Origin of the sequence: Mycobacterium sp. SMC-21 (genome assembly GCF_045310825.1) — a bacterium.
In the GTDB taxonomy this organism is placed as follows: Bacteria; Actinomycetota; Actinomycetes; order Mycobacteriales; family Mycobacteriaceae; genus Mycobacterium.
On sequence record NZ_JBJIAO010000017.1, the window covers coordinates 40096 to 57715 of the forward strand.

The 17620-nt window shown below is 69.9% G+C and carries 12 protein-coding genes; 4 read left to right on the forward strand and 8 right to left on the reverse strand.

Annotation, left to right across the window (positions count from 1 at the left end; genetic code table 11):
- The first annotated feature begins 175 nt into the window (after positions 1-175).
- Genes ACJH6H_RS17470 through ACJH6H_RS17480 form a run of 3 tightly spaced genes read left to right on the forward strand, consistent with a single transcriptional unit; the run spans position 176 to position 2770 of the window.
- Positions 176-1831: an EspA/EspE family type VII secretion system effector gene (locus ACJH6H_RS17470; protein WP_406775441.1), complete on the forward strand. Its 1656-nt coding sequence runs from the start codon at positions 176-178 to the stop codon at positions 1829-1831.
- A gap of 30 nt (positions 1832-1861) precedes the next feature.
- On the forward strand, positions 1862-2176 hold the full coding sequence (locus ACJH6H_RS17475; protein ID WP_064980653.1) for an ESX-1 secretion-associated protein: 315 nt from the start codon (positions 1862-1864) through the stop codon (positions 2174-2176).
- 3 nt (positions 2177-2179) lie between these two features.
- Positions 2180-2770, forward strand: coding sequence for a hypothetical protein (locus tag ACJH6H_RS17480; RefSeq protein WP_406775442.1), 591 nt, complete (start codon positions 2180-2182; stop codon positions 2768-2770).
- Positions 2771-2830: 60 nt separating this feature from the next.
- Here the strand turns inward: ACJH6H_RS17480 and ACJH6H_RS17485 are convergent, their stop codons facing one another.
- From ACJH6H_RS17485 to hrcA, 3 genes are read right to left on the reverse strand one after another with little or no spacing between them, the layout of a single operon-like run.
- Positions 2831-3586 carry a 16S rRNA (uracil(1498)-N(3))-methyltransferase gene (locus ACJH6H_RS17485; protein WP_406775443.1) on the reverse strand — a complete coding sequence of 252 codons (756 nt, stop codon included), beginning with the start codon at positions 3584-3586 and terminating at the stop codon, positions 2831-2833.
- A 15-nt stretch (positions 3587-3601) separates the two neighbouring features.
- Complete coding sequence (gene dnaJ, locus ACJH6H_RS17490; protein ID WP_212812250.1) at positions 3602-4753, reverse strand: molecular chaperone DnaJ; 1152 nt, start codon at positions 4751-4753, stop codon at positions 3602-3604.
- Positions 4754-4794: 41 nt separating this feature from the next.
- A complete protein-coding gene (gene hrcA, locus ACJH6H_RS17495) occupies positions 4795-5826 on the reverse strand; it encodes a heat-inducible transcriptional repressor HrcA (RefSeq protein ID WP_212812251.1) in 1032 nt (343 codons plus the stop codon).
- A gap of 190 nt (positions 5827-6016) precedes the next feature.
- On the opposite strand from hrcA, the gene ACJH6H_RS17500 reads away from it, so the two are divergent.
- Positions 6017-6346 (forward strand): type II toxin-antitoxin system VapB family antitoxin, encoded by a 330-nt coding sequence (locus ACJH6H_RS17500; protein WP_064860908.1) that lies wholly within the window; start codon positions 6017-6019, stop codon positions 6344-6346.
- 7 nt (positions 6347-6353) lie between these two features.
- Here the strand turns inward: ACJH6H_RS17500 and ACJH6H_RS17505 are convergent, their stop codons facing one another.
- From ACJH6H_RS17505 to ACJH6H_RS17525, 5 genes are read right to left on the reverse strand one after another with little or no spacing between them, the layout of a single operon-like run.
- Entirely contained in the window at positions 6354-6641 is a 288-nt protein-coding gene (locus ACJH6H_RS17505) for a hypothetical protein (protein WP_406775444.1), read from the reverse strand.
- A gap of 48 nt (positions 6642-6689) precedes the next feature.
- Positions 6690-6902, reverse strand: coding sequence for an MbtH family protein (locus ACJH6H_RS17510; protein ID WP_020102099.1), 213 nt, complete (start codon positions 6900-6902; stop codon positions 6690-6692).
- Positions 6880-8172 (reverse strand): SidA/IucD/PvdA family monooxygenase, encoded by a 1293-nt coding sequence (gene mbtG / locus ACJH6H_RS17515; protein WP_212812253.1) that lies wholly within the window; start codon positions 8170-8172, stop codon positions 6880-6882. The genes ACJH6H_RS17510 and mbtG overlap by 23 nt, the downstream gene beginning before the upstream one ends.
- Positions 8169-12530 (reverse strand): non-ribosomal peptide synthetase, encoded by a 4362-nt coding sequence (locus ACJH6H_RS17520; protein WP_212812254.1) that lies wholly within the window; start codon positions 12528-12530, stop codon positions 8169-8171. Before ACJH6H_RS17520 ends, mbtG begins: the two co-directional genes overlap by 4 nt.
- Complete coding sequence (locus tag ACJH6H_RS17525) at positions 12527-17620, reverse strand: amino acid adenylation domain-containing protein (RefSeq protein ID WP_406775445.1); 5094 nt, start codon at positions 17618-17620, stop codon at positions 12527-12529. The genes ACJH6H_RS17520 and ACJH6H_RS17525 overlap by 4 nt, the downstream gene beginning before the upstream one ends.

Genomic DNA, 17620 nt, shown 5'->3' on the forward strand with positions numbered 1-17620 from the left:
TGGCAGGAAATTAGTGTTTACTGGCAGGAATTGCTGTAACCCAGGCCACAGGATTGGCCCGGAAGGCCACGTCGCGGAGTTCGGAATTAGCGCATTGGAGGGGCGCCGGCCGCTGTTACGCTCGATTCACCGGCGAGGGTCCGCCGGGGCGATGAGGAATCGGGGAGGGTTCTGCATGGGTAGGGGTCGCGGTCATCACGGCGGTTCGCACAATTCGCCGAGCAACCGCCATCCGCGCCACGACGACGAGCCCACCGTGCGCATCCCCCGGCCGAACCACAACGACCGCAACGACCACAACCCGCGGCGCCACGACGATCACGACGGCAACTCGCACCGGCGTGACCACGACGGCGGTGACAGCCCGAGCCTCGGCGAGAAGATCAACGACATCCTCGACAAGGCCAACGACGTCCTGGACACCGCCTCGGACATCGCCGACAACGTCAAGAAGCTGATGGAAGGCGATCCGATGGGCGCCGTCGGGCTCATCAGCGATGCCGGCGACATCGCCAAGATGCTGATGCCCGCGGCCGCCGGCACGCCCATCATCGAGGGCGGCTTGTGGGCCCTGGACCTCGCGGGGCTCGGTTTCGGCATCGGCGATCCGGACACCGGGGAATCGTTCTCCGACGGCGCCGAACTCTTCCAGGCCGCCGGCGACGGACTCAGCAGCGCCTATCCGACCGTGTGGCAAGGCACGTCCTCCACGGCCTACTCCAACCGGAACGCCGAACAGATCGGCAGCGCCGAACAGCTGCTGCAGGCCGACAATTTCGTCGTGCAGATCCTGAGCGCCGAAGCCGAACAGGTCGACGCGGGCCGCCAGCAGATGGACAACATCGCCACCTGCCTGGGCGCGATGATCCCCGTCTGTCTGGCCCTGGAGGCGACGGTCATCGGCGCCCCCGAGTCGCTCGCGCTGCAGGCCGCATCCGTCGCCGTCGCCGCCGCGGCTTCGGCCGTGACGATGAACAACATGATGGCGCAGTCATCGAGCAACGCGGCGCAATTGAGCCAGGCGACGAGCATGTACCAGAGCGCCTCGCACGCTCCGCCACTGAGCACCATGCCGCCGCCCGCGAAGAAGCCGGGCGACGGACCCGATTTCGGCAATGCCGACCCGAACGCGCCGGGCAATCCCAACCAGCCCGGGCGGCCGGGAACGGGCACGCCGTCCGGTCCGCCCACGGGCAACCCGCCCGGCACCGGCAGCCCGACGGGCACCGGTGGCGGTTCAGGTTCCGGCGGCGGCTCAGGCTCCGGTGGCGGCTCAGGCTCCGGTGGCGGTTCGGGCGCCGGCGGCGGCACCCCGAGCATGCCGAAGATGCCCGAGGTACCCGAGATGCCGTCCGCCCCAGCGGCATCGGGTGCCGGCACCGGCGCCGGGTCCGGTATGGGCGGTATGCCGTCGCTGCCGCAGATGGGCGGCGGTGGCTCCGGCAGCGGAGGCGGCGGTCTCCTCGGCACCCTCGCCGGCCTGGCCGGCCAGGCGGCACAGACCGCGGCGCAGGCGGCCCAGGCCGCCCAGCAGGGCAAGCAGGATCCGAACGCACAGGACCCCAACGCGCTCGGCGAAGACAAAGACGGCGACGGCAAGCCGGACGATCCGGCCGCCGACCCCAATGCCCAACCCGCGGAAGCGAATCCGCCGGGCGCGGCAGCCGGGACGGAGTCGCCCGCGGGACGGGCGCCCATCCAGGTGTCGTTCGACGACGGCGCGCACCACGTCGAGGTGGCCGTCGATCCCGACACCGCCAAAGGCCCCGTGCACGTGAGCCTGGACCCGTCGAATCCCACTGCGCCCCCGCGCATCACGACCGAAACCTAGTTTTTCCGGCTTTCCCGAAAGGAGCAACACATGGGCGGCAAGCTCACCGTGGAGACCTCAGAGTTGCAGGCGCTCTCCACCAAGCAGACCGATGCGGCCGCGACGTTCAGCGCCGCCGGCAACACCACGTCCTACGTCGAGGTCAAGGTGCTCGCGACCCACGGGCCGCTGTGCATGTCGACGCAATCGGCACTGAGTGCTGCGAACAACGCGCGCAAGGCCGCCTGCGAGCAGATGATGAACAAGTCGCGCAACCTGGCCTCGAACCTGAACAAGGCCGCGGCGCAATACGACCAGACGGATGCGCAGGAAGGTTCCAACCTCGGCAAGCAGATGCAGATCTGATCGATGTCAGACCATTCTTGGGACGACCACGACGACGACGAGCATCTCGCCGAACCCGAGAGCTCGCTCGACTACTTCACCACCGACGGCAGTGACGACCCGGACCCGGGCGATTCGGGTCTCGACCACCTGGTGACGTCGGATCACGAGACGTACGACGACGAGACGGCGGGCTCCTATGCGGACGCCATGGCGCCCAATGTCGGTGGCGCGGTGGACGACGCCGACGACGAAACGCCGGACGACGACGCACCCCGGGTGGTGGTGTTCGCGGTCTCCGATCCCGCCGGAAACGTCACGGCCGAGGCGTCCATCGCCGGGTCGATCCAGCGGATCAAGCTGGCGCCCAAGGCGGCCTCGATGCCCGAGGCCGAACTCGCCCGCAGCATCCTGGCGACCGCGAAGCTCGCGAACATGAAGGGCCGTGCGGTGCAACGGGCACTCATCGAAGGCGTCCTCGCGGCCGAAGGGCTCGACGAAGAGCGCGTCGAGACCATCATCGAGATGAACGCGCCCGACCTGCCGACACCGCGACAGGCCGACGACGCGGTCGCCGAGGCAGAGGCGGCATACCTGCGCGGTGAGCATCGATAGCCGGCCCGAACATGGTTGGGCGACTGAGAGGTTCGCCCGCCGTGACCGGCCGCGCTGGTTCTAGACCTGCCAGCGCGGCGTCAGCACACCCAGGGCACCCAAGGCAACCGCGGCCGCGGTCGACGTGCGCAACACCGACGGCCCCAGCCGAACGGCGACGGCGCCGGCGTCCACCAACGCCGCCACCTCGCCGTCGGTGATGCCGCCTTCCGGACCCACGATCAGCGTCACCGCCTCGGTGGCTGCCGAAACCACCTCGCGCACAGGAACTTCCGCGGATTCGTGCAACACGAGCGTGACGTGACCCGTCCCGGCGCTGCCCTCGCCGATCGACGCGACCAACTCAGCCGTCGACACCGGGCCACTGACCGAAGGTACGTACGGGCGACGGGACTGCCGCGCCGCCGACCGGGCCACCGCACTCCAGCGCCGTAGACCCTTCTCCACCTTGGCCGTACCGTCCCAGCGCGCGACGCAGCGCTCGGACTGCCACGCGACGAACGCGTCGGCACCGGCCTCGGTGGCCAATTCGATGGCCAGCTCGGAGCGTTCGGACTTGGGCAGGGCCTGCACCACCGTCACCGCCGGCACCGCGGCCGGGACGTCGGTGATCGACAGCACCCGTGCTGTCAACCGGCCCTTCACGGCGTCTTCGATGACGCAGTGCGCCAGCGCCCCGGCACCGTCGGACAGGTCGAGTTCCTCGCCCGGACGGATGCGTCGCACCGTCGCCGCGTGGAAGCCCTCGTCGCCGTCGACGACGGCGAGACCGCCGACCTCCGGTACCGCGTCGACGTAGAACAGCGCCCGGCTCACCAATAGCCCCGAAGGCTAACGGCCACTGAAGGTTTCGCGCAGGCGGCTGAACAGGCCGCCCCCGCCGCCGGCGACGGCCTGCGTCGAGCGCACCTCGGTGACGTCGCGGGACCGCTGCTCCTTGAACTTGCGCAGCAGTTCGAGGTCACGGTTGTCGAGCCGCGTCGGCACCACGACGTCGATGTGCGCGTGCAGGTTGCCGCGGACCCCGGACCGCAGGTGCGGCATACCGTGGCCGCGCAGCGTGGTGATCGAACCGGGCTGGGTACCCGGCGCGATGGTGATCTCGGTGGGCCCATCGAGGATGGCGTCGACGGTGACGGTGGTGCCCAGCGCGGCGTCGACCATCGGCACCGAGACGGTGCAGTGCAGGTCGTCGCCGTCGCGCAGGAACAGTTCATGGGGCTGCTCGTGGACTTCGACGTACAGGTCGCCGGCGGGGCCACCGCCCGGGCCGACCTCGCCCTGGGCCGCCAGGCGCACCCGCATGCCCTCGCCGACGCCGGCCGGAATCTTCACGCTGACGTCGCGCCGTGCGCGCACCCGGCCGTCGCCGCCGCAGCGGTGACACGGGTCGGGGATGACCTCGCCGACACCGCCGCACACGGGACAAGGGCGCGACGTCATGACGTTGCCGAGCAGCGAGCGCTGGACCGTCTGCACCTCGCCTTGGCCGTGGCAGGTATCACAGCGGGCGGGCTGCGAATTGCCGTGCGTGCCCTTGCCCTGGCACAGGTCGCACAGCACCGCGGTGTCGACGGTGACCTGCTTGGTGACGCCCGTCGCGCACTCCTCGAGGTTCAGCCGCAGGCGCAGCAGCGAGTCCGAGCCCGGGCGCACGCGGCCGATCGGACCGCGCGCGGACGCGCCGCCACCGAAGAAGGCCTCGAACACGTCGCCGAGGCCACCGAAACCGGCGAAGCCACCGGCACCGCCGCCGCCGCCGCCGCTCTCCATGGGATCACCGCCGAGGTCGACGATGCGCCGCTTCTCCGGGTCGCTGAGGACCTCGTAGGCGGTGCTGATCTCGGCGAACCGCTGCTGTGCGCCCTCGTCGGGGTTGACGTCGGGGTGCAGCTCCCGGGCCAGCCTGCGGTAGGCCTTCTTGATCTCCGAGTCGCTGGCGCCCTTGCTCACGCCGAGCAGGCCGTAGTAATCGCGTGCCACGCCTAAGAACCTTGCCTAATCTCTCGAACTGCTGGGCACCCTCATCGGGTGCCCAGTACCTCGCCTATGTACCGGGCGACAGCCGCGACGTTGGCGATGGTGCCCGGATAGTCCATCCGGGTGGGCCCCACCACGCCCATGCCGCCGTAAACCTTGCCCAAACTGCCGTAGGCGGTGCTCACGACGGACGTCCCAGCCATCTGCTCGGCCTCGGTTTCGTGGCCGATGCGTACCGTGACTTTACCTGCCTCCTGTTGGGCGGCCAGCAACCGCAGGACCACGACCTGCTCCTCCAGCGCCTCCAGCACCGACCGCAGGGACCCGCCGAAATCGGCGGTGTTGCGCGTCAGGTTGGCGGTGCCGCCGAGCAACAGCCGCTCCTCCTGGTGCTCGACCAGCGTCTCGACCAAGACCGTCGCCGCGCGGCCCACCGCGTCGCCCAGGCCGCCGTGACCGTCCATCTGCGATGCCAGGTCGGCCACCGCGACCGACGCGGCCGACAACAGCTTGCCTTCCAGGGCCGCGCCGAGCCGCTCCCGCAGCTGCGACAGCTCGTGCTCACCGATGGCGTCGCCGAGCTCGACGACGCGCTGGTCGACGCGTCCGGTATCGGTGATGACCACCAGCAACAGCCGGGCCGGGGTGAGCGCCACGACCTCGAGGTGGCGCACCGTGGAGCGCGACAGGGTGGGGTACTGCACGATGGCGACCTGCCGGGTGAGCTGCGCGAGCAGGCGCACCGCACGGCGCAGCACGTCGTCCAGGTCGACGCCGGATTCGAGGAAACTCAGGATGGCCCGGCGCTCGCTGGACGACAGCGGCTTGACGTCGTCGATCCGGTCGACGAACTCGCGATAGCCCTTCTCGGTGGGCACCCGGCCCGAGCTGGTGTGCGGCTGCGTGATGTAGCCCTCCGCCTCCAGCACAGCCATGTCGTTGCGCACCGTGGCGCTCGAAACGCCGAGGTTGTGGCGCTCGACAAGCGTCTTGGAGCCGATGGGCTCCTTCGTGGAGACGAAGTCGGCAACGATGGCACGCAGCACTTCAAAGCGACGGTCGTCGGCACTACCCATTCGTCACCTCCAGTTTCACCGCCATTTTACGGTGACGATGGATTCGGGCGGTCGACAGACGTCATTCGGCAGCATCTGGTGGTCGGATGCCTCGGCAAACGCCGAGTCGACCCGCTAGGGTCACCTGTATGCCGACGCTGTCACCGCGGACCCGCTCGGCTCACGGGGAGCTTTGCAGAGTGATCTACTCATGATTTTCAAAGGGGTACGCGACGGAAAGCCCTACCCGGAGCATGGGCTGAGCTACCGCGAATGGGCCCAGATTCCGCCGCGCCAGTTGCGTCTCGACGAAATCGTCACCACGACGACGGTGCTCGCCCTGGACCGGCTGCTGTCCGAGGATTCGACGTTCTACGGCGATCTGTTCCCGCACGCCGTGCGCTGGCAGGGCACCATCTACCTGGAAGACGGCCTGCACCGTGCGGTGCGGTCGGCGCTGCGGAACCGGGTGGTGCTGCACGCAAGGGTGTACGACATGGATGTGCCGCTGTCGCAGCAGCTTTCGCCGGCCGGCGAATGAGCGCGCGCTAACGCAGGTACGTGCCGACCAGCACCACGAGCAAAAGCGCGACGAGCCCGATGCCCAGGCACATCAGCGCTGTGACGACGCGGCTGCGGGCGTCGCCACCCAGCCGGTAGGTGCCACGGAACAACGTGGCCATCGCGATGCTCGCGGCGTGCCAGCCCGCGGAGTTGCCATTGGTCTTCGGCTCGGGCGGTTGCTGCTGGTAGCCGTAGGGCTGCGGGTAGGCCGGTGGTGCGGGATACGGCCCCGGCGGCGGCCGCTGCGGATATCGCGGATCCGGATACGTCATTGCTGCACTCCCCCTGGTCAGCTCTGGCTTCCGCGACTTTACCCGGGCTCAGCCGGCCAGGGTCTCCCGCAGCGTCTTCGGCCGGATGTCGGTCCAGGTCTCTTCGACGTAGGCCAGGCAGTCGGCGCGCGTGCTCTCACCGAACACGACCCGCCAGCCGGCGGGCACGTCGGCGAACACCGGCCACAGGCTGTGCTGCTCTTCGTCGTTGATCAGGACGTAGAACGCGCCGTTCTCGTCATCGAACGGATTGCTGCTCATCGCTTCTCCTCACGGATGGTGTGGCATATTCGGCCCCCAGCACGCGGTCGCTGAGCAGACCGAGGCAGCTGAGGTTGGGGAATCCGGGGCCCTGCGTGAGCCAGGACAGGCTGGGCAGGAACAACTTCGGTGTGACGCCGCTGACGGCGAGGTCGTAGCCGATGGAACGCTGCAGGGAGTCGGCCGACAGCGGCGCACCGATACCGAGCTCCAGCACGTCCAACGCGTCCTGGCTCAACAGCGGGGCGAACCACATCGAATCGGCGCCGGAACCGTCGATCACCAGGTCGAAGCCGTGCACCGTCTCCAGGCAGCCGGAGTCGCGTTCGGTCTGCAGGGTCAACCGGATCCGGTCTTCGCGGGGCACGGCATGGGCGACGCGGCCGCGCAGGTGCCGGATGCGGTCGTCGGCCAGCAGTGAGTCCTGGACGCGGGCGGAGAACACGCCACGGTCGGTGCGGGCCATGGCATCTCGGCGCTCGGAGATGCTGAGCCCGGCCCAGCCCGTGGGGTCGGAGAACAGGGTGTTCTCGAAGTAGCCCTCGCCGCGGGTGAACAGCGTGACACCCGGGGAGATCACCGTGATGGTCGAAACCCGGTGCGAGAACAGCTCGTCGAGCATGGTGGCGGCGGTTTCCCCACCGCCGATGACGGCGACCCGCTCGGCGTTGATGCGCTCGTCCTGGGCGACGCGGTGCCAGAACTGAGCGATCGACAGCACCCGCGGATGCCCCGGCAGGATGGACCGCTCGGCCTGTCCCGGCCCGGTGATCATCACGCCGTCGGCGCGCACCTGCTGATCGCGGCAGTGCAGCACCCACTGGTCGCCGTCGACCGACAGCTTCGTGACCTCACCCGTGACCACCTGCATGGCAACGCTTTCCGCGACCCACGCCAGGTACTGGCTCCAGCGCCGGTGGGTGGGTGCGGGCCGGCCGCGGTCGATCCACTCGGCGAACTGTCCCGTCGAGATCAGGTACGACTGCCAGCTGTGCCGCATCATCCGTTCGTCGAGTTCGACGTTGCGGCGCGGCACGAGCGCCGACCGGTACGGGAAGCCGACGTCTTTTTCCGGGCCGGTGCCCAGCCGGTGCCGGCCGTCGGTCCAGCCGCCTGCGGCCTGCCAGTTGGCGCCGACGCCCAGGCGCTCCACCGCGATGACGTCGGGCGCGTCCACGCCCATGGCCCGCAGCTCGGCGGCCTTGGCGGCCACGGCGACCGCCTTGGCGCCGGCGCCGATGACGGCCAGGGTATTTCGGGTGTCGGTCATTTCATCACTTCCCTGAGCTGTGATTCCCACAGCTGTTGCAATTCGGCAATGTCGTCTGCGCTGAAAATGTCTGGCACCGTGCGCCATTGGACACCGAGCGCCGCGGTGCCGTCATGGTCGATGATTCCCGCCAGGAGGGTCAGGTCGTGGTGCACCGCGTAGTTCGGTTCGGGCACCGGTGACGCACCGGCCAGGAGCGCACCGTCGAGCTGCAGTGCGGCCCCACTCGCCCCGAGGTGTACCCGGCCCAGATAGTTCAGCAGCACCTGTGGTTCCGGGTAGGCCGCCAACCGCTCCGCGGTGTCCGCGCGCAGATACCGCAGCAGCCCGAAGTCGATGCCGTGGCCGGGGACCGCGGCGATCTCGGCGCTGACCTGTTGTGGCGCTTCGGAACTGATACGCACCGGGTAGATGGCGCTGAACAGTCCGACGGTGTCGCCGGTGTCGACGTCAGCACCGGCGACGACGGTGTCCGCGCGGCCATGGGTCTCCAGCGCCACCAGCGGCGCCGGGGTGTCCTGGCCGCGACGCTGCCGCCACCGGGTGATGGTGCGCGCGGTCGCCGCGGCCAGCAGATCGGTGACCGGCCGGCCGGCCCCCAGTACGCGCGCCGTCAGGTCGGTGTCGATGATCGACATGGCGACCACCACGTCTGCGGCACAGTCGGTCTCGGGCTGCACGCGGCGACGGCCGAGCGCGGGATCCGGGCCGGCGACCTGTGCCTCCCAGAAGTCCACGGTGTCGAGGCGCTGCGCCCGTTCGGCGACCAGCCGTGACCAGGCCCGGTAGCTGGTGTGCTCGCGGATGACTGCGGGCCGGGCACCGGAGGCCAGCGCGTGCCAGCCATTCTCCAACTCGCCGAGCACAATTCGCCAGGATGCCGGGTCGACAGCCAGCACGTGAGCACTGAGGACCAGCACCTTGCCGCTGGACGTGGTGTTCAGCAGCACCGCCTGCAGCAGGCGCCCCTGCTCGGGATCGAGGCGTTCGACCGCGAGATCGGTCTGCTCGGCCACCGCGGCCACGACGTCACCGTCGACGGTGACCTCGGACAGGACGTCGCCCACCGGATGGTCGACCAGAGTCATGGTGGCCCGGTCCAAGCGGCTTCGCAGGGCCGGGTGCGCGGCAATGACGCTGTGCAGCAACGTGGTCAGGTGCTCGGCGGTGATGGCATCCGGTAGCCGCACCGCCTGGGTCTGGGCCAGGCGGCGGCCGTCGCCGTACTGATACAGCCAATGCACGTTGGGCAGCACGGGTACCGGGCCCGCCTCCTCGACCGCCGTCGCGGCCAATTCGTCCTCGGCGTCCAGTTCGTCGGCCAGTTCGCGAATGCTGCTGCAGTCCAGCATCATCCGCGCACGCAGCGCCAGGCCGCGGCGGCGCGCGGCCTGGACCACCGACAGCGCGACGATGCTGTCGAGCCCCAGATCGAGGAAATCGGCGGTGACGTCGAGTCCGGCCGGATCGGCCACCTCCAGCACGTCGGCGAACAACTCGGCCACGGCCAGTTCCGTTGCGGTCGCCGGCGCCGCCGCCTGCCCGGTGCCGGCGGCAGCATCGATCGCGGCCAGTGCCGCGTCGTCCACTTTGCCGTTGACCGTCAGCGGAATCTCGTCCACGGCGATGATGTGGTGCGGCACCAGGTATCTGGGCAGCCGGGCCGCCAGCATGCGCCGCAACTCGGTGGCCCCTGCCGCCCCGGCGACGTACGCGACCAACCGCGGCCCGCTGCCGTGCCGCCGGACGGTGACGTGCGCATGCCGCACACCCGGGTGCGCGTGCAGGACCGCGGCGACCTCACCGGGTTCCACCCGGAATCCGCGAATCTTCACCTGATCGTCGGACCGCCCCTGGAATTGCAGGCCACCGGTGCCGGGGTCGCGGCGCACCACGTCGCCGGTGCGGTACATCCGCGCGCCGGCCACGAATGGGTCGGCGACGAATCGCGCGGCGGTCTCGGCGGCGCGGCCCAGATAGCCGCGCGTGAGCTGTCCACCGGCCAGGTAGAGCTCACCGGTGACGCCGTCCGGCACCGGGCGCAGCCAGGCGTCGAGGACGTAGGCGCGCGTCGCTGTGGTCGGGTGCCCGATCGAGGGGGTGCCGTGCTCGGTGAATGCGGCCACGACGGCTTCGACCGTGGTTTCGGTTGGGCCGTAACAGTTGTAGGCCGACATGCCGGTGCGGTCGCACTCGTTGCGGATGGCCGCCCACGCGTTCGGGTCGACGGCTTCGCCGCCCAGCGCCAGCGCGGTCAGCGGCACCGTCGTCAGGAGACCTTCGGCCTGCAGCTGCGTGAACATCGACGGTGTGGTGTCGATCAGGTCGACGCCGTACTGCCCGATGGTCGCCACCAGTGCCTCGGCATCACGCTGCACCTCGTCACCGACGATGTGCAGACCGTGGCCGTCCAGCAGCGCGGCCAGCGGCTGCCAGGCCGCGTCGAACGTGAACGACCAGGCGTGCGCAACCCGAAGTGGCCGACCGGCTTTCGCCACCGCGGGCCGCAGCACCCGGGCGGCATGGTCTGCGGCATAGGCCAGCACCGCGTCATGGGTACCGATGACGCCCTTGGGCTTGCCGGTGGTACCCGACGTGAACACGATGTAGGCGCCCTGGCCGGGATGTATTGGCAGCGGCGTGAATTCGCCGGCGGGGTGGTTGCCCGCAGCCGCCAGCAGGGCGTCGTCCACGACCACCGACGCATTGGTCTGGCCGAGGATCTCCTCGATCCGGTCGGCGGGCATCGACGGATCCAGCGGCACGACCAACCCACCGGCCTTGAGCACGCCGAGCATCGCCACCACGTAGTCGGGTCCCCGGCGCAACAGCACCGGCACCGGCGTCTCGGTCTCGACGCCGCGGCGCCGCAGTTCGGTGGCGACGCGGTCGGACGCCTCGTCGAGACCGCGGAAGGTCAGCGCGCCGCCGTCATAGCTCAGTGCCACCGAACCCGGCTTGCTGCGCGCGGTAGTGGTGAACTTCTCATGGATGCCACCGGTTTCGGTACTGGCGGGATGTGCTGCCACCGTGGGCGCGGCGAGATGGATACCGACGTCGCGCAACGGGCGGTCCCAACCGTCGACGAGGCGCTGCATCACCGCGAGCACCTGCCGGCCGAGGCTCTCCGGTGGCACGAGCCCGGTGGCACCGTCTTTCGTCTCGACCAGGACGGTCAGTTCGCCATCGGTCAGGTGCGCTGCGACAGTGACCGGGAAGTGCGCCAGGCTCTGCAGTGCCCGGGGCCGGAATGTGGCTCCGCGGACGTCGAATTCGCCACTGCCGACGAGGCCGCCCGGCGGGAAGTTCTCATAGACCAGGAGGCTGTCGAACAGTTCGCCGACACCGCCGAGCGAGCGCAGTTCGGTGTGCGACAGGTAGCTGTGCTCGCGCAGCTCGGCGGCGTCCCGCTGCAGGGCCAGGCACTGCTCGCCGACGCGGCGCTGCGGGTCCAGGCGAACTCGCAGCGGCACGGTGTTGATGAAGAGACCGACCATGGTCTCGACGCCGGCGAGCTCGCCCGGCCGGCCCGAGACCGTGACGCCGAAGACGACGTCGCGGCGGTCAGTGAGCACCGACAGGATTGCCGCCCAGGCCATCTGGGTGAGGGTGTTGAGCGTGACACCGCGGGCCCGCGCGGCCTCGACCAGACGGTGCGTCTCGTCTCGGGGTGCCTTGATCTCGGTGGTGTGCGGCAGGTCGTCGCCGAGTTCACCGGAGCCGAGGGCCGGAGCCAGCATCGTGGGGCCGTCGAGCCCGGCCAGGTGTTGCCGCCACAGCCCGCGGCTGGCCTCGGGGTCACGGGCCGCGAGCCAGCCGATGTAGTCGCGGTACGGGCGTGGCGCGGCAGGCAGCACGGAGATGTCGCCGCCGGCGGCATACAGCGCGAGCAGTTCACCGACGAACAACGGCAGCGACCACCCGTCGATGACGATGTGGTGCGCGACGACCGCGAAACGCCAACGCTGCTGCGGCATTTCGATGAGCAGGAACCGGATCGCCGGGCCGCGCTCCAGGCTGAAGGGCCGGCGCCGTTCCTGCGCTTCGAGGTCATCGGCGGCATCGGGCGACGCGGCGGTCAGCTGCCGCCACGGCAGGTCGACCGCACTCGGGATCACCTGCACCGTGCGGGCTCCGGCCTGCACGAAGCTGGCCCGCAGGTTGGGGTGACGCACCAGCAATGCGGCCGCGCAGTCCCGCAGCAGCGCCGCATCCACGTCGCCGTCGATGTCGGCGGACATCGCGATCAGATACGGGTCGTCCGCCTGATCGAGTTGCGCCATCGAGTACAGCCCCTGCTGCAGCGGGCTGAGCGCCAGGACGTCCTCGATGACCGGCGCCGGCTGCACCGTTGTCACTGCGGCTCCTGCGGTGCGTTCCACGATGACGCGAACGATGCGGTCAGCTCGGCGAGTTCGTCGGCCGACAGGCCCGAGACCGTCATCGGCGCGTGTTCGCGGTCCTCACCTGGTGCCCCTTGGGTTTCCGCCGACGACCGGGCGTCGATCGCCGCGGCCAGCTCGTGCACCGTCGGGTACTCGAAGACCATGCGGGCCGTCAGCTTCATGCCCGCGTCGCGGCCCCGCGCCGCCAGCTGGACCGCCTTGATGCTGTCGCCGCCCAGGCTGAAATAGTCGTCGCCCCGGCCGATCTCGCCTTCGGCGTCGAGCACCTCGGTCAGCAGGGTGATGAGGGCGCGTTCGGTGTCGGTACGCGCGGGCTCTGCCACCGCCGACCCGGTGCGCACGGCGCGCAACTGGACGGCCTCGATGCGCTCGAGCTGTCCGTCGGCCAGCCACCTGCCGCGTTCGCCGGTGGGTGCCGACTCCTGGTAGATGTCGCCCACCACGCCGACGCCCACGGGCTGCTGCCACTCATCGAGCACCTGCACCCCGTCGTTGCCTCGGACGGCTTCGTCGACCCGCAGGTCCCGCAGCCGCTGATCGGCGTCCTCGGCGATGCCCGTGATCACCCGGACCAACCGGTCGGCGAGCCGCTGCGCGGTCTCCGCCGTGTACAGATCGGTGCGGTAGATCAGGTGGCCACGGTAACTGTCCTGGGTGGCAAAGAAATTCACCGACAGGTCCGCGTGCGCCACGTCGAACGTCGGCTCGAGCGCGGTGAACGTGGTGTCGCCGTCGGCCCGGGAATCGATGACGTGGTCGGTGGGCAGGTCCTCGCGCACGTGCACGACGACACCGAACAGCGGGTTGCGTGACAGCGACCGGGCCGGGCTCACCGCGTCGACGACGTGATCGAACGGCAGGTCCTGGTGCGCGTAGGCGGCCAGTGCGGTGTCTCGGGACCGGACCAGAATCTCGCGCAGTGTCGGATCCCCGCTCAGGTCGTTGCGCAGGACCAGGATGTTGATGAAGAAGCCGACCAGTGCGTCGAGTTCGGCCTCGGTACGCCCGGCCACCGGGGTGCCGAGCGGAATATCCAGCCCCTCACCCGATTTCGCGAGCGCCACCGCCACCGCGGACTGCAGCAGCATGAAGTCGGTGATACCGAGTTCTCGGGTCAGCGCGGTCAGCTTGGTCCGCACCTCTGGGTCGACGACGAACGGCACCGACGCGCCCTCACCCGAGAGCACCGGTGGCCGCGTGAAATCGGGACGCAGACCCGGGTCGGCGGGCGGTTCGGCCAGCTGGCTGCGCCAGTAGTCCCGTTGCGCGGCGAGCGTTCCCGACTCGTCGGCCAGCAGGGTGGCCTGCCAGGCCGCGTAATCCGAGTACTGCACCGGCAGCGGCGCGAACTCGGGCGCCCGCTGCTCGAGGCGCGTCCGGTAGGCGGTGACCAGGTCGGTGAACAGCACGCCGGCCGACCAGTGGTCGGCGGCGATGTGGTGCACCATGATCGACAACACGTGCTGCCCGGGGATGGACAGCACCGCAGCCCGGATCGGCCACTGAGCTTCCAGGTCGAACACGTAGCGACGTTCCGCGTCGAGTTCGGCCTGCAGCCACTCCTCGTCGGCGCCGCGCGCGCGGCGCACCGGCAGCGGCGCCGGGTCGTTCACGACCTGGTATGGCACGCCGTCGATTTCGGTGTACGTGGTGCGCAGCACCTCGTGCCGCTCGACCAGGTCACCGAGCGCCGCGACGAAGGCGTCGACGTCACATGGTCCGGTGATCCGGGCCGCGAACGGGATGTTGTTGACCGGTCCGGGACCGTCGATGCGGTACTGGAACCATTGGCGCAGCTGCGATGCCGACATCTGGCGCGGGCCGGTGTGCTCGATGGCGAGCAGCGGCGGCCGGTTGCGCGGCGCGCCGGTGTCGACCCGCGCGGCGATCTCGGCCACGGTGCCCAACTCGAACACCTCACGCACCCCGATGTCGGCGTTGCACCGCGCCCGGATCGCCGCGACCAGCTTGGTGGCCAGCAGCGAGTGTCCGCCGAGTTCGAAGAAGGAGTCGTCGGCACCGACCTGCTCGACGCCGAGCAGGTCGGCGAACAGCTCGGCAACCTTCCGCTCGGTGTCGGTCGTCAGTTCCCGGAATGCGGTGCGGGACTGGATGTCCGGATCAGGCAGCGCGCGGCGGTCGATCTTGCCGTGCGCGGTGATCGGGATTTCGTCGAGCACGACGTACCCGGCCGGCACCATGTATTCGGGCAGCGCTGCCGCCACCCGCGCCTTGATCCGTGGCACGTCGACCGATTCCAGGTCGCCGCGCTCGGCCGGGGTGAGATAGCCGACGAGGCTCTTGCCCAGCCCGGGGAGATCGCTCGCCACGACGACCGCCTGGCCGACGCTGGGATCCACCGCGATGGCGGCGGCGATCTCACCGAGTTCGATGCGGAAGCCGCGGATCTTGACCTGCTCGTCGGCGCGGCCGACGAACTCGATGTCACCGTCGGCATTGAGCCGGGCCAGGTCGCCGGAGCGGTACAGCCGACCGCCCGGGGTGAACGGGTCGGCGACGAAACGCTCGGCGGTCAGGCCGGGGCGCTGGTGGTAACCGTGCGCGACATGGGTTCCGCCGATGTAGATCTCACCGATGACGCCGACCGGGACGGGGCGCAACGCGTCGTCCAGCAGGTGCATCTGCGTGTTGATCTTCGGCTTGCCGATCGGCACGATGCGCGTGCCCTGCGTGCCCTCGACGCGGTACCGGCTGGCGTTGATGACGGTCTCGGTCGGCCCGTAGAAGTTGTGCAGCAGCGCGTCGAACGTGGCGTGGAATTTGTCGGCGACCTCGCCCGGCAGCGCTTCGCCGCCGATCGGCACCCGCTTGAGGCTGCGCCATTCGTTGACGCCGGGCAGGGACAGGAACAGCCCCAGCAGCGACGGCACGAAGTGCATCGAGGTGATGCCTTCGGTGCGCAGCAGTTCGGTCAGGTACCCGATGTCGTTGAGCCCGCCCGGGCGCGGAATGACCAGGCGCGCACCGCAGGCCAGCATGCCGAACACCTCGGCGATGGACACGTCGAAGCTCGGCGAGGCCACCTGCAGCAGGCGTTCGTCGGCGTCGATCTGGTACTCGTCGACGAACCACACGAAGTACTCGGCGACCGGACGGTGCGGCACCGGCACGCCCTTGGGCAGCCCCGTCGAACCTGACGTGTAGATCAGGTAGGCGGTGTTGGCCGCCGTGAGCGGCCGAATCCGATCGGCATCGGTCGGGTTGTCGTCCCGCAGGCCGTCGAGGTCGGTGATCGGCTCGCGGATGACCAGTTTCGGGTCACCGTCGCTCAGGATGAACGACAGCCGGTCCTCGGGATAGGTCGGGTCGACCGGCAGGTACACACCGCCGGCCTTGACGATGGCCAGCGCCGTGATCACCAGCTCGGGCGACTTCTCCAGCAGCACCGCGACGCGGTCCTCGGTACCGATGCCCTGCCCGATCAGCCAGTGTGCCAACCGGTTCGCCTCGGCGTTGAGCTCGCGGTAGGTGTAGTACCGGCCCTCGTACGCGACGGCGACCGAGTCCGGGGTGCGTTCGGCCTGGGCTTCGATCAGCGCGGCCAGCGTCGTGTCCGGGGTGCTGAACTGCTCGCCGGTGGCCATCCGGCGCAGCCAGTCGGCGTCGTGCTCGTCCATCAGGTCCAGCTCGGCGAGGGCCCGGCCCGGGTCGGTCAGCGCGGATTCCAGCAGCACCGCGTAGTGCCGCAGCATCTGGTCGGCCAGTGTGGCGTCGAGGATCTCGGTCAGGTACTCCGCCTCGACGATTGCCCCGGCGTCGTCGAATTCCACCATGAAGCCCAGCGGCAACTGGGTCTGGTGACCCCGGTACTCGGCCCGGCGGCAGGTGATCCCGGACGGGCAGAAGCCCCGGCCGTCGGCCTCGCGGGCGCCGAAGGAGACCCGGGCCAACCGCTCCACACCGTGCCGGCGGTCCGGGTTCAGCTCGCGTACCACGCGATCCAGGTTGATCTGCTGATGGGCGAAGGCCCCCTGGGTGGTGTCCTTGGCATGGCTGACGAACTCCCCGAAGCTCTGCCGGGCGTCGGGGCGCAGCCGCAGCGCCACGGTGTTGCCGTAGTACCCCAGCGCCTCCTCGGTGCCACCGCTGCGGTTGAGGACCGGCGTGGCGACCAGGACGTCGTCGGCGTGGGTGTAGCGGTGCAGCAAGGTCCCGAACGCCGCCAGCAGCACGGTGTAGGGGGTGGAGCCCGTCTGGCGCGCCAGCTCGGAAATCCGGGCCACGGTGTCGGCGTCGATGCGCCGGGTGACCCGCTGCGAGCGGTGACCGGTCGGCACGAGGGAGCCGTGCGCACCCGGGAGCTCCAGGGGCTCAGGCGGATCGGCGAGCACCGAGCGCCAGTACTCGAGTTCCTCGGTGTGGTCGTCGGCGGGCACCGCGGCCGGAATCACCTCGGCCAGCTGCTCGCCCTCGTAGGCCCGCGTGAGATCGCTGAAGAACACCTGCCACGAGGCGTCGTCCCAGGCGATGTGGTGTGCGGTGAGCAGCATGATGTGCTCGTCGGCCCCGGTGCGGATCAGGCTGATCCGCAAGGGTGATTCGGTGTCGAGCTGGAACGGCGTGCCGAACTCCCGCTGTGCCAGCACTTCGAGCCGCAGGGCGCGCGACGCTTCGGAGAGGTCGCTGAGGTCGTGCGTGCTCCAGCCGGGCGCCAGTTCGTCGTGGACCGTCAGCCCGGGTTCGCCCGTCGCATCGGCCCGGTACGTGGTGCGCAGGACCGGGTGGCGGCGGGCCACCGCGTTCACCGCGTCCCGCAGGCGCTCGTGGTCCAGCGCACCGGTGATCGCAAAGGACACACAGACATTGAGCAGTGCGCCGGCAGGGTCGGCGGTCTGCACGAACCACATCCGGCGCTGGCCGTCGGACAGCACCGGCACGACGGGGCCGCCATCGCTCGACTGCGTGCCGTTCTGGGACTGCAGGCCGCGCTCGGCCAGCTTGCGCCGCAACAGCTCCAGGCGCGCGTCGTCTGCCCCGTTTGCTCCTCGCGTGCGCAGTGCCCCGATGTCGGTCTCGGTCAC